Source organism: Metabacillus sp. B2-18 (genome assembly GCF_021117275.1).
Lineage (GTDB): Bacteria > Bacillota > Bacilli > Bacillales > Bacillaceae > Metabacillus.
In genome coordinates this window covers 810901-830743 of the sequence record NZ_CP088245.1, presented here as the reverse complement: position 1 = coordinate 830743, position 19843 = coordinate 810901, and the positions used below count along the sequence as shown (strand labels likewise).

At 36.3% G+C, this 19843-nt stretch carries 23 protein-coding genes; 3 read left to right on the top strand and 20 right to left on the bottom strand.

Annotated elements, in window-relative coordinates; all coding sequences use genetic code 11:
• The first annotated feature begins 190 nt into the window (after positions 1 to 190).
• On the top strand, positions 191 to 1324 hold the full coding sequence (locus tag LPC09_RS04415) for an MFS transporter (protein WP_218012724.1): 1134 nt from the start codon (positions 191 to 193) through the stop codon (positions 1322 to 1324).
• A 31-nt stretch (positions 1325 to 1355) separates the two neighbouring features.
• Here the strand turns inward: LPC09_RS04415 and LPC09_RS04410 are convergent, their stop codons facing one another.
• The 3 genes from LPC09_RS04410 to LPC09_RS04400 form a co-directional block, all read right to left on the bottom strand.
• Positions 1356 to 2528, bottom strand: a complete 1173-nt coding sequence (locus LPC09_RS04410; RefSeq protein ID WP_098794850.1) for a thiolase family protein — start codon at positions 2526 to 2528, stop codon at positions 1356 to 1358.
• A gap of 787 nt (positions 2529 to 3315) precedes the next feature.
• Complete coding sequence (gene lepB / locus LPC09_RS04405) at positions 3316 to 3819, bottom strand: signal peptidase I (RefSeq protein ID WP_098794852.1); 504 nt, start codon at positions 3817 to 3819, stop codon at positions 3316 to 3318.
• Between the two features lie 15 nt (positions 3820 to 3834).
• A complete protein-coding gene (locus LPC09_RS04400) occupies positions 3835 to 4452 on the bottom strand; it encodes a TVP38/TMEM64 family protein (protein WP_098794853.1) in 618 nt (205 codons plus the stop codon).
• A 158-nt stretch (positions 4453 to 4610) separates the two neighbouring features.
• Between LPC09_RS04400 and LPC09_RS04395 the strand changes: the two genes are divergently transcribed.
• The gene (locus LPC09_RS04395) at positions 4611 to 5009 is read left to right on the top strand and encodes a YhjD family protein (protein ID WP_098794854.1); all 399 of its coding nucleotides are present in this window, start codon (positions 4611 to 4613) and stop codon (positions 5007 to 5009) included.
• 397 nt (positions 5010 to 5406) lie between these two features.
• On the opposite strand, the gene LPC09_RS04390 is transcribed toward LPC09_RS04395, so the two are convergent.
• From LPC09_RS04390 to LPC09_RS04370, 5 genes are all read right to left on the bottom strand, one after another.
• Complete coding sequence (locus LPC09_RS04390) at positions 5407 to 5844, bottom strand: competence protein ComK (RefSeq protein ID WP_231309098.1); 438 nt, start codon at positions 5842 to 5844, stop codon at positions 5407 to 5409.
• A complete protein-coding gene (locus tag LPC09_RS04385; RefSeq protein WP_231309097.1) occupies positions 5837 to 8500 on the bottom strand; it encodes an ATP-binding protein in 2664 nt (887 codons plus the stop codon). The genes LPC09_RS04390 and LPC09_RS04385 overlap by 8 nt, the downstream gene beginning before the upstream one ends.
• A 13-nt stretch (positions 8501 to 8513) precedes the next feature.
• A complete protein-coding gene (locus LPC09_RS04380) occupies positions 8514 to 9203 on the bottom strand; it encodes a M23 family metallopeptidase (protein WP_231309096.1) in 690 nt (229 codons plus the stop codon).
• 11 nt (positions 9204 to 9214) lie between these two features.
• Entirely contained in the window at positions 9215 to 9574 is a 360-nt protein-coding gene (locus LPC09_RS04375; RefSeq protein ID WP_231309095.1) for a glycosyltransferase, read from the bottom strand.
• Between the two features lie 157 nt (positions 9575 to 9731).
• The gene (locus LPC09_RS04370) at positions 9732 to 10004 is read right to left on the bottom strand and encodes a hypothetical protein (RefSeq protein ID WP_231309094.1); all 273 of its coding nucleotides are present in this window, start codon (positions 10002 to 10004) and stop codon (positions 9732 to 9734) included.
• A 397-nt stretch (positions 10005 to 10401) separates the two neighbouring features.
• On the opposite strand from LPC09_RS04370, the gene LPC09_RS04365 reads away from it, so the two are divergent.
• Positions 10402 to 10770, top strand: coding sequence for a YhjD family protein (locus LPC09_RS04365; RefSeq protein ID WP_231309093.1), 369 nt, complete (start codon positions 10402 to 10404; stop codon positions 10768 to 10770).
• Here the strand turns inward: LPC09_RS04365 and LPC09_RS04360 are convergent.
• The 12 genes from LPC09_RS04360 to LPC09_RS04305 all read right to left on the bottom strand — a co-directional run bounded on the left by LPC09_RS04360 (position 10680) and on the right by LPC09_RS04305 (position 19839).
• Positions 10680 to 11432: a peptidoglycan recognition protein family protein gene (locus LPC09_RS04360; RefSeq protein WP_231309092.1), complete on the bottom strand. Its 753-nt coding sequence runs from the start codon at positions 11430 to 11432 to the stop codon at positions 10680 to 10682. The two genes, LPC09_RS04365 and LPC09_RS04360, sit on opposite strands and share 91 nt — an antisense overlap.
• Positions 11432 to 11839 carry a phage holin family protein gene (locus LPC09_RS04355; protein WP_231309091.1) on the bottom strand — a complete coding sequence of 136 codons (408 nt, stop codon included), beginning with the start codon at positions 11837 to 11839 and terminating at the stop codon, positions 11432 to 11434. The genes LPC09_RS04360 and LPC09_RS04355 overlap by 1 nt, the downstream gene beginning before the upstream one ends.
• A 73-nt stretch (positions 11840 to 11912) precedes the next feature.
• Positions 11913 to 12209, bottom strand: coding sequence for a hypothetical protein (locus LPC09_RS04350; protein WP_231309090.1), 297 nt, complete (start codon positions 12207 to 12209; stop codon positions 11913 to 11915).
• A gap of 121 nt (positions 12210 to 12330) precedes the next feature.
• The gene (locus LPC09_RS04345; protein WP_231309089.1) at positions 12331 to 12594 is read right to left on the bottom strand and encodes a hypothetical protein; all 264 of its coding nucleotides are present in this window, start codon (positions 12592 to 12594) and stop codon (positions 12331 to 12333) included.
• Between the two features lie 76 nt (positions 12595 to 12670).
• On the bottom strand, positions 12671 to 14344 hold the full coding sequence (locus tag LPC09_RS04340) for a hypothetical protein (protein WP_231309088.1): 1674 nt from the start codon (positions 14342 to 14344) through the stop codon (positions 12671 to 12673).
• A gap of 1 nt (position 14345) precedes the next feature.
• Entirely contained in the window at positions 14346 to 14879 is a 534-nt protein-coding gene (locus tag LPC09_RS04335; protein WP_231309087.1) for a putative phage tail protein, read from the bottom strand.
• On the bottom strand, positions 14869 to 15900 hold the full coding sequence (locus tag LPC09_RS04330) for a baseplate J/gp47 family protein (protein WP_231309086.1): 1032 nt from the start codon (positions 15898 to 15900) through the stop codon (positions 14869 to 14871). Before LPC09_RS04330 ends, LPC09_RS04335 begins: the two co-directional genes overlap by 11 nt.
• Complete coding sequence (locus tag LPC09_RS04325) at positions 15890 to 16318, bottom strand: DUF2634 domain-containing protein (protein WP_098795518.1); 429 nt, start codon at positions 16316 to 16318, stop codon at positions 15890 to 15892. Before LPC09_RS04325 ends, LPC09_RS04330 begins: the two co-directional genes overlap by 11 nt.
• On the bottom strand, positions 16318 to 16608 hold the full coding sequence (locus LPC09_RS04320) for a DUF2577 family protein (RefSeq protein ID WP_231309084.1): 291 nt from the start codon (positions 16606 to 16608) through the stop codon (positions 16318 to 16320). The genes LPC09_RS04325 and LPC09_RS04320 overlap by 1 nt, the downstream gene beginning before the upstream one ends.
• Positions 16605 to 17525 carry an XkdQ/YqbQ family protein gene (locus LPC09_RS04315; RefSeq protein ID WP_231309083.1) on the bottom strand — a complete coding sequence of 307 codons (921 nt, stop codon included), beginning with the start codon at positions 17523 to 17525 and terminating at the stop codon, positions 16605 to 16607. The genes LPC09_RS04320 and LPC09_RS04315 overlap by 4 nt, the downstream gene beginning before the upstream one ends.
• Positions 17522 to 18142, bottom strand: a complete 621-nt coding sequence (locus LPC09_RS04310) for a LysM peptidoglycan-binding domain-containing protein (RefSeq protein ID WP_231309082.1) — start codon at positions 18140 to 18142, stop codon at positions 17522 to 17524. Before LPC09_RS04310 ends, LPC09_RS04315 begins: the two co-directional genes overlap by 4 nt.
• On the bottom strand, positions 18142 to 19839 hold the full coding sequence (locus LPC09_RS04305) for a hypothetical protein (RefSeq protein ID WP_231309081.1): 1698 nt from the start codon (positions 19837 to 19839) through the stop codon (positions 18142 to 18144). Before LPC09_RS04305 ends, LPC09_RS04310 begins: the two co-directional genes overlap by 1 nt.
• Positions 19840 to 19843: the final 4 nt, after the last annotated feature.

Genomic DNA, 19843 nt, shown 5'->3' with positions numbered 1-19843 from the left:
TTATATGAAAAAACAACTACCACAACTAAAGTAGCGTGGTAGTTTGTTAGTATTAATTTTCGTTCTAGCTATCTCTTACTATTTTACTTTACTTTACAGGCAAATTCCATTTTTCCTCTCTACCAACTTTTGTATGAGGAATACACCTCTATTACTCTCAAAACATACGTTATCATTAGGGAGGTATGTGATGATGAAGGATCGTATCGTGGAACTGTTTTTCTTGCTTGCGGCTGTTTGTGTGGCTAGTAATATTTATTTACTTATTCCGATTTATAGTGAACTTGCAGAAGGGCTGTCGATTACATATGATGAAGCTGTTTTTTCAAGTACAATCTTCACATTTTGTTACGCAACGGGACTACTATGCTTTGGTCCTATCTCAGCTGCATTTTCAAAAAGAAATGTATTATTTTTCGGTATGATTGCCTCATGTTGCTTAACCCTGATTATCACCTTTTCCACTTCACTCACAAGCTTTTACCTTTCTAGAGGACTTCAAGGATTTGTGTTAGGAAGCTTTGCCCCTGTTGCTTATGCATATTGCTTTGATGCGTTTCAAGTAAAAAGAAGAACATTCATTATCGCAATCATTAATACAGGATTTTTAATGGCTGGTATTATCGGACAACTAATTAGTTCACTAACTGTAAATATGTTAGATTGGCGCGCTGTTTTTTATTTCTTCGGGTTGAGTTATTTATGTTTATCTCTATGTGCCTTCTTTGTTCTTCGTAATGTCTCAATTCAAAAGAAAAGGAATTCTGCTGACACCTTCACTACAGGTAAACTTTTTCAAGCTCCAATCATTTTAGGACTTAGCATAACCTTCATTACTTTGATGTCATTTGTTTCTATTTATGAAGAATTTGCTCAGTACTATGTTGAGCTTGAAAAAGAACTGTTTTACAGTAGATGTATTGCATTGCTTGGTACGCCGCTTTCTTTATTTAGCAGCTTTTGGATTAAAAAATACTCTCTCATCAACATTTTGCTTACTTGCATAGCAATCATCATCTCTTCCTTTGCACTCATGATATTAACTAAACAACTAATCGTAATCACCATCTTATCACTATTCTTTGTCTCTGCTGTCGCTATTTTTATTCCTTCACTCATTACATTTATCGGCGAATCGGCCGGAGATAAACGCGCAACAGCCATTTCTTTGTATTCATTTACATTATTAACAGGTGCTAGCATAGGGCCACTTGTTGCAAACCTATTACCTTTTCAATATGTATTACTTTTATTTATTGTTTTGTTTGGAATGGCATTTATTTTTTTACTAAGTTATAACAAATTGACCCTAAACAAAAAGTAGAGACTGAAAAATCTCAGTCTCTGACCATTTCTTAGTCTCTTTCTATAAACAACGCTACCCCTATGCCACCGCCTACACATAATGAAGCAAGACCTTTTTGTGCCTCTCTTCGTTGCATTTCATGTAAAAGGCTAACAACAACACGAGAACCTGTACAGCCTATTGGATGACCCAAACTAATTCCACTTCCATTAACATTGACTTTTTCTCTATCCAGTTCCAGCTGTTTCTCTACAGCAAGATATTGAGCAGCAAAAGCTTCATTTATTTCAACAACATCTAGATCCTGAACAGACCAATTTAATGATGCTAACCCCTTTTGAATGGCTGGAACAGGACCGATTCCCATCACTTTTGGATCTACCCCTGCTACAGTATAGTGTGATATTTTCGCTAAAATAGCTAAGCCTCTTTTTTCCGCTTCTTCCCTTGACATTAAAACAAGTGCAGCTGCACCGTCATTCAACGAAGAGGCATTCCCGGCTGTTACCGTTCCGTTCTCCCTAAAAATCGGTGCTAAAGCCGCAAGCTTTTCACTTGTAACCTGTCGTGGCCCCTCATCTTGAGAAACAATATTTTCTCCTTTACGTGTTTTCACACTTATTGGCAAGATTTCTTCTGCAAACTTCCCACTTTCAATTGCTGCTAAAGCACGATTATGACTTGATAATGCAAGTTCATCCTGCTCTTTTCTTGTAATACCATATTCCTCTGCCACATTTTCAGCTGTTTCTCCCATCATAATGTGATGAATGGGATCCTCTAAAATTTCCCATACACTGTCTGTTACCTGACCATGCTGAAGACGTGACCCCCATCGATGCTGCTTAAGTAAGTATGGACTTGAGCTCATTACCTCCACTCCGCCTGCTATCACAATATTCGAATGTCCAGTTTGAATTTGCATAGCCGCAGATAATATAGCCTGCAACCCTGATGCACACTGTCGCTGGATCGTATAACCTGTTGTTGCATAAGGAAATTCAGCTAATAGAGCCGCTGTCCTAGCTGTATTAGGTTCATCTGTCCTTTGGATACAATGACCTAAAATCACTTCTTCCACATCCTGCTTTTGAAGCTTACTTCTTTTTACAACCTCGTCTAAAACAGGTACACCTAATTGTGTAGGCAGCAGATCTTTGAAAGCGCCTCCAAAAGAACCGATAGGTGTTCGCACAGCTGAAGTAATCACTACCTCCCGCATTTCTCCATCCCCCTAATTTTATATTTCTGAGGCATCGCTCATTACTTTCATTATAATATAGTTTAATAGAAATATTAGGGAATTTTTTCTTCTTTGTGTATGTTTGATTTTTTATATTTTGATTGATTGGGGGTTCTGAAGAAGGTTTGTGGGGGTTCTATTGGGGTGGGTTTCATCATCCAGGCTTTTGAAGACCATCTGGGCGGGATTCTATTTGGATTTTGGTCTTCATTCCGCTTATGATGACCATCTGCGACTGGTTCTATCTGGGGTTTGGTCTTCATTCGGCTTATGATGACCATCTGCGACTGGTTCTATCTGGAGTTTGGTCTTCATTCCGCCTATGAAGACCACATGCGACTGATTCTATCTGGGGTTTGGTCTTCATTCGGCTTATGAAGACCATCTGCGACTGATTCTATCTGGGGTTTGGTCTTCATTCGGCTTATGATGACCATCTGCGACTGGTTCTATCTGGGGTTTGGTCTTCATCCGGCTTATGATGACCATCTGCGACTGATTCTATCTGGGGTTTGGTCTTCATTCCGCTTATGAAGACCATCTGCGACTGATTCTATCTGGGGTTTGGTCTTCATTCGGCTTATGATGACCATCTGCGACTGGTTCTATCTGGGGTTTGTCGTTCATCCCCCCTATGAACGACACCACTCGCTCTTCCACTCCGCCCACTTTTGTCATTCATCCACCCAATGAACAACAGCACACCCCCTCCCTTTATCATCAAAAAAATGCTAACTCCACAAGTTATAAACAAGTTGAGTTAGCATTATTCTTCATTACCTACAATTCCTATGACATCATCCATTTTCACTAAACCAAAATGACGACTGTCCCGGCTTTGAATACGGTTGTCACCTATAACAAATATATAACCTTTTGGTATTGTTCCCTTATCTATAATATCCTCGAGTGTAAAGTTTCCTGTCTGCTTCGTAACATCTAGATCTTCTGGAGAAAGAAAAGGTTCATTTACAGCCTTTCCATTTACATAAAGCTGATCGTCCTTATAATGAAGTTCATCACCCGGAAGACCAATCACTCTTTTCACATAAATGTCGTCACTATTTGGGAGTTGAAATACAACTACATCAAATCTCTTTAACGAGGAAAAATATAAGCTTAACTTGTTAATAGACAGCAATCTTCCTTCCTCATATGTTGGCTGCATGGAAACTCCCTCTACCTTATATTCAACAAAGATCAAGTTTTTCACAATAATAGCCGTTAAACATACTCCTACTGCCGTAAAAGCAATTTTACGCTTTTTCATATAACCTCCTAAAGGTTAGTGTTCTTTTTTCTCAACCGTCATGGTAGTATTTAATCTTTTTTCCACTCTTTTTCCAATGAACCACAGTAAAAAGATTACAACTCCTGCTATAACAGATCGAATTGGCTTTGTTATAAGAGCGTGCAGATCCTGCCCAATAAAACTTACCAAGAAAATCATAACTAGTTTCCCCGATAGAACGGCTAATATAAACTGCCAGTAACTAATTCTGGACAAACCTGCAACAACATTAATCGCTGCCGACGGAGTAAACGGAAAACAAAGAATAAGAAAAAGCGGACTAAATCCTCTTCTTTCAATCCAGGTTAACAGCTTTTTAATTCCCTTTTTTTGTTTCAGGCTCTTAAAAACTCTCCATTCGCCAAGTTTCCTCATTATAACGAATACAATAATAGCACCTAAACAAGCCCCAATCCAAGATAAAAAAAATCCCATCCATAGTCCAAATGAATTTACATTGGCAACAATAAAGACAACTAGAGGTAAAAATGGAAAAAAGGCTTCTAACATTGGTAATAATATCGCGAAAAATGGACCAAATGAACGATAGGTCTCAAATAGTTCCATTAAATATTCTAATGTAAATATGTCCTGTAACGTCTCAAAGTTCATCTTATACTCCTTGTAAATTCCTTTGTATCTATTGTACACACTTATGTTAAAACTTAAAAGATACAGGTACTTACTAAGTTTGTCATACTTGCGAATTTATTAAGATTCGATTATAATTAAATACGAACAAATGTTCTGAACCGATAGGGGGCATTTCTGTGACAAGAATACCAAGTGACGTTCGAGACATGATCGAACAAGCAATTTATTTACCGATGGCTGTTTCAATTTTTAATAGAGATTTAGCAGTTATTCAACAAAGTCCATTTAAATTACATCGTCCATATTTATCTATTGTCGAAGAGTCATTAAAACTCGTACAAAAGGATTTGGCTGACGTTAAGCGAGAACTTCAAAAACGAAACATTAAAGTTCATCAGGTTGAACGAGACGAAGCATTCACTCTATATTCCTTTATTTACAACGGATATGAAGAAAAACATAATTATTTTAATCCGAGAATTCGAAACAAAGTATCTGAAATTATGGAACTATATTTATTTAAACCAGAAAAAATAAATCATGGGAAAAGCACACAAAATCAACCCAAATATTAGTACTTCCAAAATAAAGGAAAATAAGTTCAATAACTAATGCGCTTCAACACTAGGTCCAATCAAAAAATCTAAATATGACTCTTAATCCATACCACAGTATCCGAAACGGTAAAAAAATAAGTTCAGGAAAATAAAAGACAACATCCGCAAAGAAATCGAATAAGGAATAAGTATCATGCTTGCTTTTGGCTCTTCGTTTTTTTAAATGTTTTTCTCTTCTCTTTTTAAATGACATCATATTCTCCTTATCATCATAATGTCTTAGCAGTAATACGGATTAACGTGTCTAAATGTTACATAATTAGGTAAAGTCCTTATGCATTAAGTAGACCCTGAAAAAGCTACCCACAAATCGGATAGCTTCGTCTCATTCTATCTTATTCACAATGAAGTTAAATTATTGAAATCGATTCATTTCTCTTATCATTTGTTCATAAAATGAACTAACTTCCTTCTCTCCTTTTGGAAAAAGAAGCATATTTATTTTTCTTTGTTCTTGTTCAATTCTTGAAGAAATAATCGTTCTTAACTGTGCTGTGCGGAAAAGTTGATTTTCAAAGGAACCTACTGACATTGGTAACGTTATAACTTTACCATTTGTAAACGTAATGCAAGTATTGTCTTCTTTCGTTCCTACATATTCTTTCACAAAGCTATGTGAAAGCCATGCACAATGCGGCCGTGTGGAGGATGTTGTTGGGAAGAAGTAAATTGAGTTTGTCGGGTCAATTACAATTGGTGGTTTATGTGTAATTCCCATTAAGTCTTTAGTCCCTTCCTTCCTGCCTTCAAAAGTTATAGAAGTACTAATTAAAGACACAGAAAGGTTAAGCACTCAACATTTCCTCAATCTCTTCAATTGACCTTCCGTACATTCTGGAGTGTCTTTTAGTTAAATAGCTATTGTCATATTCCTTGTATCGCTCATAAGACGGAATCAGCGTTCTTGTTAAGAAGGCCGGTTGTTTCTCTCCATCAAAATCAAAAATACATATTGCGTGTCTTGTTTTAGTCGTATTAGGGATGTTTAGAGCTGTTTCTACCTCAAAAGTTGGTTTTAAAAATTCACTTAAGCTGTCAAACGTCTTCTTGTTATCATTTTTGAACAATAACCAGTGGACACCACCTGAAATTAAATCGTCACTTATTTCTGAAATTTGCCCAATATGATGACAGGCAAAGATTGATCCTAGACGTTCTTTTCTTCCTTGAACAGCTATTCTTTTCATTAGTTCAGCTAACCCCTTGTTGTTACTCAAGTATGTTTGTGGCTCGTTATATACAACAAAGCACCCATTTGCTTGATCTTCATTAGACATCAATAATCTAGTCATTAGCGTTTGTAACGTGATCCAGTGGACCAGGGTTCTTACTGCAACAGTTGAGAGGATACGATCAGGAACACGGAATATTATGACCTTTCCTTCTTTCATCAATTTCCCTAAGCTAAATTCCTTATTTGGTGGTTGTGCGAAAATAGAGTATAGTGTTTCGTCACCTAAAAGTTCATCTAATCTGTTTAAAATTGCAGATGCTTTTGAATCAAGTGATTTCTGTCCATCTTTATCTATTACAACCTCTCCCTTAGCATTCTCTTTATAAGTTGTCGAGAATTTATCCAACTCATCAGCTACACGACCTAAACCCTCTTTTTTTAATTCTTTAATACGATTAACTCTAAATTCTTCATTTTCTAGAAGTTCTTTTAACTGATACAATGAACCTCTGCATGCCTTAGCAAAATTCCTTAGGATTTTTCTACTCTGCCCCATGTCATCCACATTCATGAATTCAATAAGTTCATTAGCAAAGCGATCTGCACCCTTACGACCTAGTTTCTCAATAACTTCTGTTAAATCTAAGGGAGGTAAAAAATCGTCATTTGATAAATCAATATCCACAATATTTTCTGGAGGAAGACTATCTCTTATACCGTTGGCCATCCCCTGTTTGCCTTCTTTGTTCACCTGGTCGATTACAACAAAACTTATTTTGTTCTTCAGATTTGCTTCCGTAACGAAGTTTTGAATATAAGTATCTTTTCCTGATCCCATGCCTCCCATCGCTACAAATGCTCTATATAAATCATTTGGATTAGTTGTAGGAATATAAATTGGTATCTGTACATCTTTAAGTTGGGCTACACCTATTAGAATACCGTCTTTTGTAAACAATTTAGGTATTTCTGTTTCTACTTTTTTGTTAACTGATAGACTGTTTTCAAACTTACGTTGAAGTTCTGCAGTAGGAAATTGCTGAAGTTTACCTAGCTCATCTGAACTCATGATATTAACATTAGGATCCATCTTTGTTTTCTTGGAAAGTTGCAAATTATTTAACTCATTTAGCACTTCATGTTTTCTTCCTTTTATTTTCAAATGTAAAGAACCGACTTTAATGTCGATCGTATCAACTATTTTCTTGTTATTTAGTTCGTTATCCTTTGAAAGTTCTGTAAAAGAGCTAGTAATCGAATTAGATATGTTATCGCGGTTGAATTTTACTGGAGAGTGAACTGCGGTTCTTATGTGAGTTTTCCAAGTTGATTGACTCTCTTTGTCTCTGATCTTCATCGATGCGTAGTCAAAACTTGTTCCAGTTTCTTTTATTATATTCTTCTTTTCAAACTGATTATCTGATTTGGTGAACACGTTACTAACTGCTTGTAGTGTATCGGTTACCAATGAGTTTAGTTCATTTATAAATCCTATTACAACTGGCTTAGATGCACCTACAATTCTTTTTCCGTTTATGTTTGCTCTTTGAGGTACATTTCCTTTCTTCAGCTTTTTTGATGCCCACACAGCATTGTTAAACCATTTCTTTCGGTCTTCTCTTTCATTACAAATACTTATTCTAGCAAAATCACCTGAGTCCATCTCATCAATAGTGTTAAGTATGCTTCCGATCGGAGAAGTTTGAGTCGTATGATTCGTATCAAGTGAAAAAATATCATGTTTTACGTATCTAAGTTCATGTACGATTGTATTTTCTTCAGGAACATGCAGATCAACCACCTCTGCATCTTTACACGTTATGTTGAGCCTGTTTTCCAAGATAGACTTAAATTTCTTCGCCATGGTTTCACTTGTTGAAAAATAAAATTCAATCTTCTTTTCTTCTCCTTCGGTTTTAAAGAGGATGTCAAACCAGATCAGGTCCTTCTCCCTGTGAGTAACTTTTATCCCATTTGTTACTTTTAATGTAGTTCTCGAATTCACTGAATGGTAAAGCTCATAAGCTTTGTGCAAGGTGTTCCACAAATGTCGATTCTGATTGTTAGAACAATTCAGATGTGGGATGATCCGAAACACCTTCATTTTATTCTTCTCTACTTCAAAGAAATCATTCCATTTTATAGCTTTTATCTTCCTGTTGAAAAAAGGTTTTCTTAACTTTTTCTCTTGGATTTCAGCTGGCAATCCACCGTTATAAAGTACAGGTAAGTTTCTATTCTCTACATCTACAGTAAAATTGTCCCCTTGAATCACTAGTAATCACTCCTTAAGTTGCTGATCTCCAAAAAGCAGCAATAATTAATGAGACTCCATAAATCGATGTTACTTTTGGAATTCGAAAACCAAGAATAATTAATGCGGCAGCTAATAATGTGATTGATCCCATGATCTCAGGAATGTTTGTTTGAATATACCAAAACAAATCGATTGCCATGTTTTTTATGCCTATTCCGATCGGTTTAAAAATAAACTCAACTTCTTTATTTATAATGTAATCACTGAAGCTATTCACACTATCTAAGAACCAATTTGACTGATCTGTTACACTATTAGCACTCATAGCAGTTAATTGTTCAAAATGATGTGTAGGGTCAACGAAATTACCTTCTGCATTTTTCTCGGCAAAATGCAAGTGCGGTCCGGTGGAATGACCTGTTGAACCACTATGACCGATCATAGTACCTTCACTAACTCTTTGACCTTCGCTAATAGATATATCTCTCATATGTCCATATATTGTTGTTTCTCCATTTTCACCTTTAACGAATATTCCTTTACCTAAGTTTTCATCTCCATAATTAACTACCTTTTCCACAACCCCTGAATGCACTGAATGAATCCCCGTGCCTGATGGAAAATTAACATCCATCCCAGTATGTGGATGTGTTCTAAATGACTCCCGCGCTCCATAAGGTGATGTTATTTTAAACTTGATTGTGTTACCTACTACTTCCACATAATCACTCCTTAAATTGATTTAAAGAAGTCTTTAATGTCATGTGCATGCCTGGCTAAGATATATCCAGCACCTACTCCGATTAATCTTTCTATTGCTTGTGATCTATGTCCGAATCCCCACATTGCACCACAGATAACGATCATAACTACAACAGCACCATCAAACAGTCTCATTGCAGCTTCGTACAAACGGTCAAAAGCTCCTGAGCTTGCTTCAGTTGCAGCTAATGCACCTTTTGGTAAACCAATGGTCAGGTACGCCCCAGTAGCTGTAATGATTGTCATATAAAGGGCCTTATTTCTATTCTGCTTTTGCTTATACTGACCATTAACAAATTCCTTAAAATTAATTGTTTGGACCTTTCTCATGCATAAAACCTCCCTGTAATGGTAATTCTAAAATTTAAGAGGTGATAAAAATGTGGCTATGGTTTTTAATAGGAGCTGCCGGTGGTACTGTTGTTAATATTATTGAAAAAATTTTTAGTTAAAAGTAATCGTTTTAGATTACTTTGGTTCAAAAAAATTATTTTTTCGGCAAATTAATAAGTGGAGAATTGATGTTTTGTTTAGTTTGTTTCTTCTGAATCGGCTTAGGTTGTTTTATGTTTATATTTTCTTTTTTACTTTCAGCTTGCTTTATCGCTCCTTTCTCCACTTCTTTCTTTTTGATGTCCTCAAGTATTAATTTCTTTACATAACCAGAAAAATTTCTCCTTGCTATGTGCTTGTTGATCTTAGAATCATTTTCATTTTTTAAATTGAAATGAACAGACTTTACAAATTTATCTTTCCCCATAAAACCAACTCCTTAGGTAATTGCCCATACTTAATACTATGAGTACTATGAGTAATTGATACATTGTCCAAGTAAATAAAATAAAAAAATCCCACCTGTTCAAGGTGGGAAATGCTATGTACGCATGCTTGCGCTTATGCTACTAGCATATGCCGGTAGGTTACCAGAAAATGCAAGTACATTAAAAATATGTTTTTGTGAAAATATAAAGAGTACGAAAATAGTTTGACAGACGTTGAATTGTTACAATTTCAGGTGTCACAGTAATTGTTGCAACAGCACAATCAAATACATTTTCCATATATATTCACTCCTTGTAATTCTTCTATAATAATTCTATTCTATAGATGGTACGTTTTACCTTTAAATAAGTTTCAAAAAAAGTGAGTGAAAACAATTGAAAGCACCAATACCACAACATGAAGAAGATCTTGTTCACGAATACATTATGAGAACTTATCTACTCGATGTATTAGAAAGCGATATAGAAACAATTAAAGCAGCTGCATTTAAGTTACACGACCCCTACCTACATCTTGTGGAAGATGTTTTAAAAAAGGTTAGAATTGATATTCGAGATATGAAAGTGAAAATGAATGAATTAAAGATTAAGGTGTACGAACAGAAGGAAGTTAATGAGGATTTTGTACAATATGAATACTTTGCACATGGATATCAAGGACATATGAGGTACTGGGATGCAGCATTAAAGATGCATGGTACAAAATTATTAGAAAAGTATTTTAAAGGAAAGCCCCTCCAGTAGGAAGGGCTTTTTATTTTATTTTTTTTTTTTTGTTCAAGTTCACGTACTCGCTTTGCTAAAGGAATCATAGCACTCCATAAATAAAAACGATCCACAGGCTCAAATGGATTTTTACCGTCTGTAATACCTAATTCCATTGCTTCAGCTTGTATCTTTTTCTCTCTGTCTGTTAATGGTCTATTTACCACTTGAACCACTCCTTTTTTAGGATTTAATTCTTCAAGAATGTAATGTTTCAATTTACTCATATCAAAGTTTTTACCAGGACATACAGTTGCAGCTAAATCTCTATGACCAATGACATCAGTTATGCTTAATCCTGCATCTTTTAACAGTTTTGCGATTAATTGAGCACCTGCTTTATATTGTGCTTCAGTGGGTATTTGAGTTTCAAAGTTTCCTTGAAAGCTCACTCCTAAAGTGTTCGAGTTATGCCCTTCACAATGAGCACCTACATTCATACCCCTACCTAGTTGAATGCGACCTTCTTTTGTTATGAAATAGTTGTAACCCATTCCATTCCAACCTTTGTTTTGATGCGCTTTATGGATATCGTTAATATCCCATGTTGGGTGTGCTGGATGATGAACAACAACCTTTCTATAGCTTTTAATAGGTGTTAAAGCATATTTCCACTTAAGACCTGTATCTTCAATCCTCACTACTTACCATCCCCTTTTTCCTTCAACACCGCAATAATGTTCTTCACAGGACCAATGTTTACTCCAAGCTTTCCACCATTCTCTGCTAAACTAATAAATTCAATAATGATGTATGCAATTGTTACACCATCCCCAAGATGTTGTGTACCAAATATTGAACGTTCCAATAAATAAACAGCACCGATTAGGATTAAAATATAAACTTTCTTTTTAAACCCTTCTCTTCCTCGGGAACTACTTAGGCCCTCATTCTTCGAACCAGCCATCATACCGGTTATAAAGTCAGCTGCCATCATTACTAGTAACGTAGGAAATGCCCAACCCATAGTTCCAACAATAAATGACCACACTGTACCAAGTGCTGTAAATATACTTTTAATGAACAAAACAATCTTATTCCCGTCCATCTTTCCCACCCTCTCATAATAAAAAGAGCCACCGTTTGGTGACTCCGTTTGTTGCGCATAAATTCCCTGATGTTCAAGAAAAACTATAAAAATTGTTCACTTTTTCTATTTTAGAAACAAAAGGCATTTCATCTTTATATTTTTCTACTTGGTCGATCAAAACATTCGAACCTGTGAAAGTTATATGATCTACTCCACCTAGTTCAAACTGGAGCGTTAGAACTCTATCGGCTCCGTTACCGCGTTTATACTTACTGTCCGCCACCTTATACCCTTTGACAATTAACTCTTTGCCTAAAATATCATTTAGTTTCATTTTGTCGCCAGTAAGAATAGCGTCATCAGATGCAAAATCCGAAAATCGTTTCAATTACACTCCAACCCCAATAATCTCTTTCACTTTATTTCTGTACATAATAGGCACAAATTCTATTGTGATCCTACCGCTTTCTACCGCATATGCCCACATACTTAACATAACTTCACCCATCTTATACCCCTCCTTTCAATGCCACTATTTCCATTCTCAACATATCGATTTCAGACATCATGAGTGTAAGCATAAAAGCCACGCCTTCTGTGTCTTGATTGGAAGTCAATTGACTGATGTATTCATCCTTGTTGTATTGTTTTTCTTCATACTCCCATCCGTTGAATTCCTTCGTCTCGACCCTCTGAATGTCAGACCGAATATAAACAGTATCGGTATTAACTTCGATGTTGTTCACCTGGTCTTGCGTCCCTCTGATTTTCATGATTTTTAATCACCTCGTTATAGTATTGTTTTGCATAAAACCCTAACGGCTCGATGCTATAAACCTTTTAAAAAAATTACAAAGCGAGCAAGCGACCGCCGATATACGAACTCGAATCCGCAGCCGAATACTTCACATCCAGCTGGAAAGCGCCAGCATAAGACGCATCCGGCCAATACCCACCGAAACACGGCAGCCGGGAGGCACTCAGATTCCCGTAATCCGGGTAGTGCGTACTCGCGCTTCCTGCGGAAGCCTTAATGACGAAGCCTGTTTCGGTACCACCTTGCACATCGGAAATATATCCTCCAATGTCAGCAGTTGCTCCCTGTCCGTAATTTGTATATCCACTTCCTGTGTCGTTAAAGTTTTGCGTGCCAATCAGCATGTTTCGGCTAGCATCTGAATAAAATCCGTCAACCCAGTAGTACGAGTTCCCCCAAAAATCTTCGATACCGCAGAATTTGTTTTGAAATTTTCCTGTTGTTTCGCCGTAGAATAACCCTTTGGTATTTGCTCCACCTGTTGCAATAGCTGCGGTATTTCCATCAACATACCCTCTGCCCAGAGCAGCCTGAGAATCTCTGCTTTTGAACATGATGACAAACAGGACTTGCAACATTAATAATTGGTAATAAGCCATTTGGTCGAATCCTGCACCGTTTGCTTGAGCTTGTGTTCTAAACGCTCCAATCGTTTGAGTGGTTGTTGGTGTTTTTCCACTCAACGAACGAAGTTTAGAAGAAATGGTGGTGCCCATATATGCGGAAAGATAAACTTTGTCTTTATCGGTTACTCCTCTTTTGTGAGCCAAACATTTCCAAGACGAATCAATTTGAGCATCTGCATACCTAACGTATAAATCAGTTCCGATTTTTTCTAATTTCCACCATAATTTCGGGAACTCTACCATCACGTCACCTGCTGCGCCACTCGTAATATCAGCAACAGAGCCGTCTAACTTTTTAGTGTAGTCATTTGGATTTAGGTAGTAGTTGACCGTCAAATTCGACTTCAATACACACGGTTTAATTTGATTAAATGGGAATTTATCAGCCCATGAACCATAGCTAAACGCTCCATTGTTTCCGTTAGCAGGTGTAAATCCTATAGCATTATCTGTGTATGTTAATGCTGTAGCAGGGTTGCTGTTAGTCGTGTCTATTTTCACGCCGTAAATCTGTACAGCTCGTGGTGTAGCTTGTGCATCTGACTTTTTATCAAATATATCTTCGTCCGTATAGGGGAAAGCAGAGTAGTAATAAGTTGTGTCGTTTGTGAGCCCTGTATCCACGAAACCACTTGTTGTATATTGGTTACGCACGCCGCTATCAACGACTAATACACCGTCTTTTTCGTTTACAGGGTAACTACCTGTCTTGCGTAGGATTTTGGTTCCAGCCCATGCCGCAATGGTAGCGCTATTTAAGATAACATCCTCTGGATCAGTCCATGTGAGAGTTGCTTTCGCGTTGCCTGGTGTAGTGGTAAAACTCGATACACTTCCAACTGGTAAGCCTCCGCTAACTGTTTTCCATTCTATGCCGTCAAAGTATTCTAGTTTACCGTTTGTGGCACGTAAGCCGTGGACTTCTCCTTGTGACACTCCTTCTGCCTTATGCGCAGTAAGATCACTGTCCTTTGCAGCTCCCGTATCAATCGTATCTAATATTTCATTAAACTTTGTCCGGTTAAAATATTCATTACCTAATGGTTTAGGAATACCTAACCTTGGTGTATTTGTTGGCACTTTACATCACCTCTAATTCATCCCATGTTTTATTTAAAGAATCAAACTCATCCCAAGTATAATTGAAGGAATCAAAACGATCCCATGTTGTGTACAGGTAAATATAAGTGACACCCAAATGAGCCGGCTTAATTTGATTTATAATATTTTGTAAATCCTTAATATTAGGTGGTATTCCTCGCACACTATTAAACTTCACTTCAAACTCATATGTGGATGGTTTTTCTATAATATTTACATCACCATTTGTATAGGAATCACAAATTGTTTTAATGTGATCTACAGTGACTGTCCCATAACCTCTTAGCTTTGATTTAACCGTTGCTCTACGTTGTTCAATTGGAAGAGAAGACTTTGGAACTCCAACTTCCTTTTCCCATCTATCGATTGTTGCTTTAGCAGTATCTATAAAAAATTCATCAAAAGTATTTTGAATTGATTTTTCAAGATCTTGTATCTCTGTATCCTCAACTTCAAATAACTGAAGCATCATTCCACTTTCACTATAAAAAGAAGGCATTTTATCACGTAACATCGACTGTTCCCACCACCGCGACCTGTTCACTTCCAATTGTTACGTTTGAAGTACCAGTATTTAGTGTTAAATTTCTATAATCGATTACTCCATCCACACTTAAGATGGTTGACCCAACTAATGCATAAGACACGTAATCAGATTTAAAAGCTATGTCTTTAAAATGGTTTGTTAAAGCATTTGAAATCGATGTTGTCACTGTTGTTAGGTCATATCCTGTATTCAGATCAACATCAACAGATATGTTTATAGGTAACTCCGATGCACTTATTACAGTGACTGTAGGTCCAATTGGTTTATTATCGTCTATATTTGTAACAACCGCATTAAGTGTTGTTTGATCAACCGCACGTTTATTGCTATTAATTACTACACATTTTACTGTTCCATTTCCATTCCAAAGAGGAATTACTTTGGCATCACCTACACCAACTACCTCTTTACACCAATTAATGTAATCCTGAGGATTACCACTCGTTGCTGGAGTTTGAACCCTCTCAAAATACCTTTCTCTTAATTCTTCATCTGGTTCTTCGTCTGATCCATTAGTAACTGCATTTGGGTTTGTTACAGCATTTATACCGGAAATAGGTTCAAAGTTTACAATTGTGTGTGCTGGTACATTCCCCACTGAACCCTCTTGTTCACACTCGACTAATAAACTAGCCTTTCCACCACTAACGCTTTTACTTTCAATGGATACAAAGTAAATTGTATCTACAAAAAAACGAGCACCTATAGGAATAACTGTTCCTTCTGTACCCGTTGCTTCAATATAGGTTGTTGCCTTTGTTGCAGGCTTTTTAAATACACCAAGCTCAGCTGTAATCTTTTCTAAATACTCACTTGTAGCCGTTTCAGCGAACAAGTTATCAATCATAGAATCCATTTCAATGTATCCATCTTCTAATGCGATGGCCACACCAACAACTGCATCATAGATAATTGATCCTTCTGATTTATCATAGTTGTTAGGTATTGCACTAAACATCTTATTCATTATTTCTTTTTTAGTAGGCATTGGTTACCACCTCCGTACTACCGTATAAAGTGGATAAAGAATATGAAATAGATAAAGTATCATCTTCAAACACTACAGATAAAGAATCAATTCCCTCAATATAAGGATTATCTATTAAACATTCCTCAATCATACGCTTTGCTTCTAACTCTGCTGCTCCTTTTGTAAATCCAGAGCCAACTAAACTATTTAATTCTGATCCGTAATCCCAAGAATAAAAACTGTGTTTAAATCGATTTGTTTTTAGGGATTTGTAAACCCAAATCTTAACTGCATCGATCCCTTCCACAATATACGGCTTTCCATTCTGTAACTTAAAATCACCTTTTTCAATATCCCAAGCCCACTCCCGAGCCATCGGTATTGGTGTTTCTGCATTTGTTTGTTCATCGGAATTGATAAAAGGGAATATGCTCATTAAATCCCCTCCAATTTACAAGTAATAATAAAATACGAACCACTTCTCATTAGAAGTAGCTCGTCGGATATTCCCAAGGTTTCTTTTAACTTTTTACTCTCAATTACACCATCTGAAGAAGTAACCTGTGATAAATACGTCGCCACCTTTAATTGATCTGAATCTAAAATCACCCCATTGGTTTTCACCCTTATCGGATTTACAGATACGACCTCACCAATATATAGTGATTTATCATTAAAATGTTTACCCTCTTCTCTAACCATTTGAGTAAATTCAGCAAAACTCATAACTCATCATCTACCATATTCTTAAAGTTTAATTGAAGAGACATTGTATGCTGCCCTCGATTCCAATAGTGTGTATCTTCATCTATATAAAAAAGACCCTTTAGTTTAGTCGTAGGGTCCAATACAGTAACGGCCTTTCCAGATATACAGTTTATATTTCCAAGTGCTTCAACACTTGCTTCTAGATCCATACCATGCAACAGTGATTTCGCTTCTGTATTAGAGTTTTTTCCTTCTTCTTTTTGATATACACCTTGAAATGTTCCCCACTGAGATAACCCATCACCTTTAACCTCACCTACACGGTTACCCTTATCATCAACAATAAGAATCTTATTTTTCACATTTTCAATACTCTCACCAAATGAACTGTCGAGAAGATTTATTCCATTTTCTAACGAAAAATCACTTACAGTTTCACCTGCTTTTATAATGCTTAATTTCCCACTATTAATAACAGGCATATAAACAATTTTAGTCTTATTTTTAACCTCACGGTAAGCTTGAAGAATCACTTCATATAGATTCATACTAATCATTGAATCGAGCTTAATTGACGTTTCTGAATCTGCAATACTACCAACAGGAACACCAACATCAGCTGCAACCTTTTTAATGACATTCCCCACTGTAGTTGTCTTGAAGTTATAAGAACCTTCACTTTTAAGAAAATATATTAGTCTATCATAGGCTACCACATTCATTTCATGAGACTTATTTGAAATCTGTTTACTAAATACAATTCCCTCAAACAATGTTCGATTACCTTCGTGCAGTGTTAAGATGCTACCAGGACTTATTGCATATCCAATCTTACTTGGATAAGTAAAAGAAACTTGTCTTGCAGCATTATATTTAGACCCACTCCAGGTTAGATCAAGAAACCTTATTTCTTGTTTATCAATAACTAACCTCATGGTAACCTTAACACCTTTCCGATTTGAAGCTTCCTAGGATCTTTTACATCGTTTGCCTTTGCGATTTCATCCCATTTATAAGGATCATTATAATAATTTCTTGCTATAGCCCATAAAGTATCACCCTTAACTACAGTATGCGTCTTAGGTTTACTTGGAGTTTTTTCAGATCTAGAGGATGTTGTAGTAGTGCCAGATGAGTTAGATTTCTTTTTAGGTATAGACCTATACTCAATAAGACTCAATTCAAACTCAACGTCTCGACTTCCTGCTCTTTCACCATACGAAAAATCCTCTATAAAAAATAATTTGTTAATGTTGGTTTCAGTAATTAATAATCTCATAGGTAAATCATTATGAACCCACACATTAATTATTTCTACGAATTCGTAAGGTTTCGGGAAATTTTTATATTGGCAGAAAGGATAATATACTGATGGAAAAAATGATTTTAAGGTGGTCCTGTCTAATTTAGCATCACCTTTTGTGGAATGCTCTCCTAGATCATTAATCTCCTGAATATAAACATCTTGTCCAGTTTCGTTTAGATAGTTTGGTGGAGGCACAGGAAGACGGAGTTTTTGTCTTCCATTTCCGTCAATAAGCCAAAATTCCATTATTGAGGAACACCTCCTACATTTAAACGTTCCTTTTTCCATTCACGAACAAATTCTTTTGCGATCTTCTGAATATCAGCTTCTTCACGAACTGTCATATTCTGAATAGTAATTGAAACGGAAGGTTCACCATTTCCTTTATTTTGATTAGCTTCTTGCTTAGTCTGTACTCTTTCCCCCTCATGAAGTAAGGCCGGGTAATTATCCCTTGGAACACGTTGAATTCCAAATGCGTGTGCTTTATTTCCTGTTGGTCGTAAAGACACCGTTGGAGCATAACTAGGTTTCGGTTTGGTAGAAGAGGTTGATTTCTTACTAGTTTTACTACTTTTCTTCTTAGGTGTAGCTGATGGTAAGACATTCTCTGAATAAAGTTCCCGTGGTGTAATTTTAAAATCATCTAAAGCACTTTTAATACCGTCTAATATACCATTACCGATTGAAATACCAACCTCTGTTGCGATAGGCAAAATTTTAGGAAGAGAGGCTTGTATAGAGTTAACTACCATTGCAGTCAATTTATCAGTAGAGTCTTGAATCTTTTCTGTTCCACCAGTATTTAACCACTCAGTAAACCTCTGATAAATGTCATCGAAAACAAATCCAACTTTGGCTTCTAAGCTAGTTAGCTTTTGAAAATTCGGGTCACTTGCTATTCCATCAATCCATGAACCGAGATTTCTAGCCCCACTTACAAAACCTTGTGCAATTCCTGCTGCCATATCCTGACCAAATTTAACATATTTATTTACTTTTCCGGATTGCAAAGCATTATTTATGTCATCAAGAAATGGCTTTATAATTTTTACAGCTGGCTCACCTATTTGACGATTAGCTTTGCTCATTGTTTCTCCAATTTGATTCCAAATACCAAGTGTTGTATCTCCTACTTCATTAACAAGTTCCTCTGTCATTCCTAACTTGCTAAAATACTTATCTAACTCTTTTAGTTGATCATCTAGTTTTAATTTACCTAAACCATCTAACTCCTTAGTATTTAAGTTAAAACGCTCCTTAAGTGATACAAGATCACCACTAAATGCAGAACTTAATGCATAAGAAGCACCAAATACACCGCCACCAAGTGCTTCATTAGGATTACGGGCTGTTAGTCGTTCTGTTAAATCCCATATCTTTTCTAATTGCTTCTGATTTTTCGTTAAAGAGATAAACATACCTGAGTTATTAAACATATCAGCTGAGTTTAATAATGGTGAACTAATGGCCATTGCTTCTATACTCTTCATGTATTCTTGGGCTTGTTTTTGGTTATTAAACATTGCTTGAATGGTTTTTTCACTTACCTCATACTCAGCAGCTTTTAAAAACGTACTGTCAAATATTTGTTTTCCGAAATAACCACCTGCAGCTACACCAGCAGCTAAAGAAAGACCATTAGGCATCATCATTGAACCAATACCACGTATCTTTTCAATTGCAGTCCTTGTTCTATTAGCAGCAGTTTGTAGATTTTTAAATGCTTTTTCCAATCTGTTTACTTCATTAACTGCCTTTTTAGTTTCAACTTGAAAATCATTTTTCTTTCTCGACTGTGCTCTTACTTTTTCCATTGAAGCTTTTAGCCTAAGCAACTCATTATTTTGTTTGTTCATACTTTTAGTAATTTTATCGAATTGCTTACTTGCTTTATCATCTACTGATACGGTAGCTTTTAAAAGTTCTTCTTTTCTAGCCATGTTC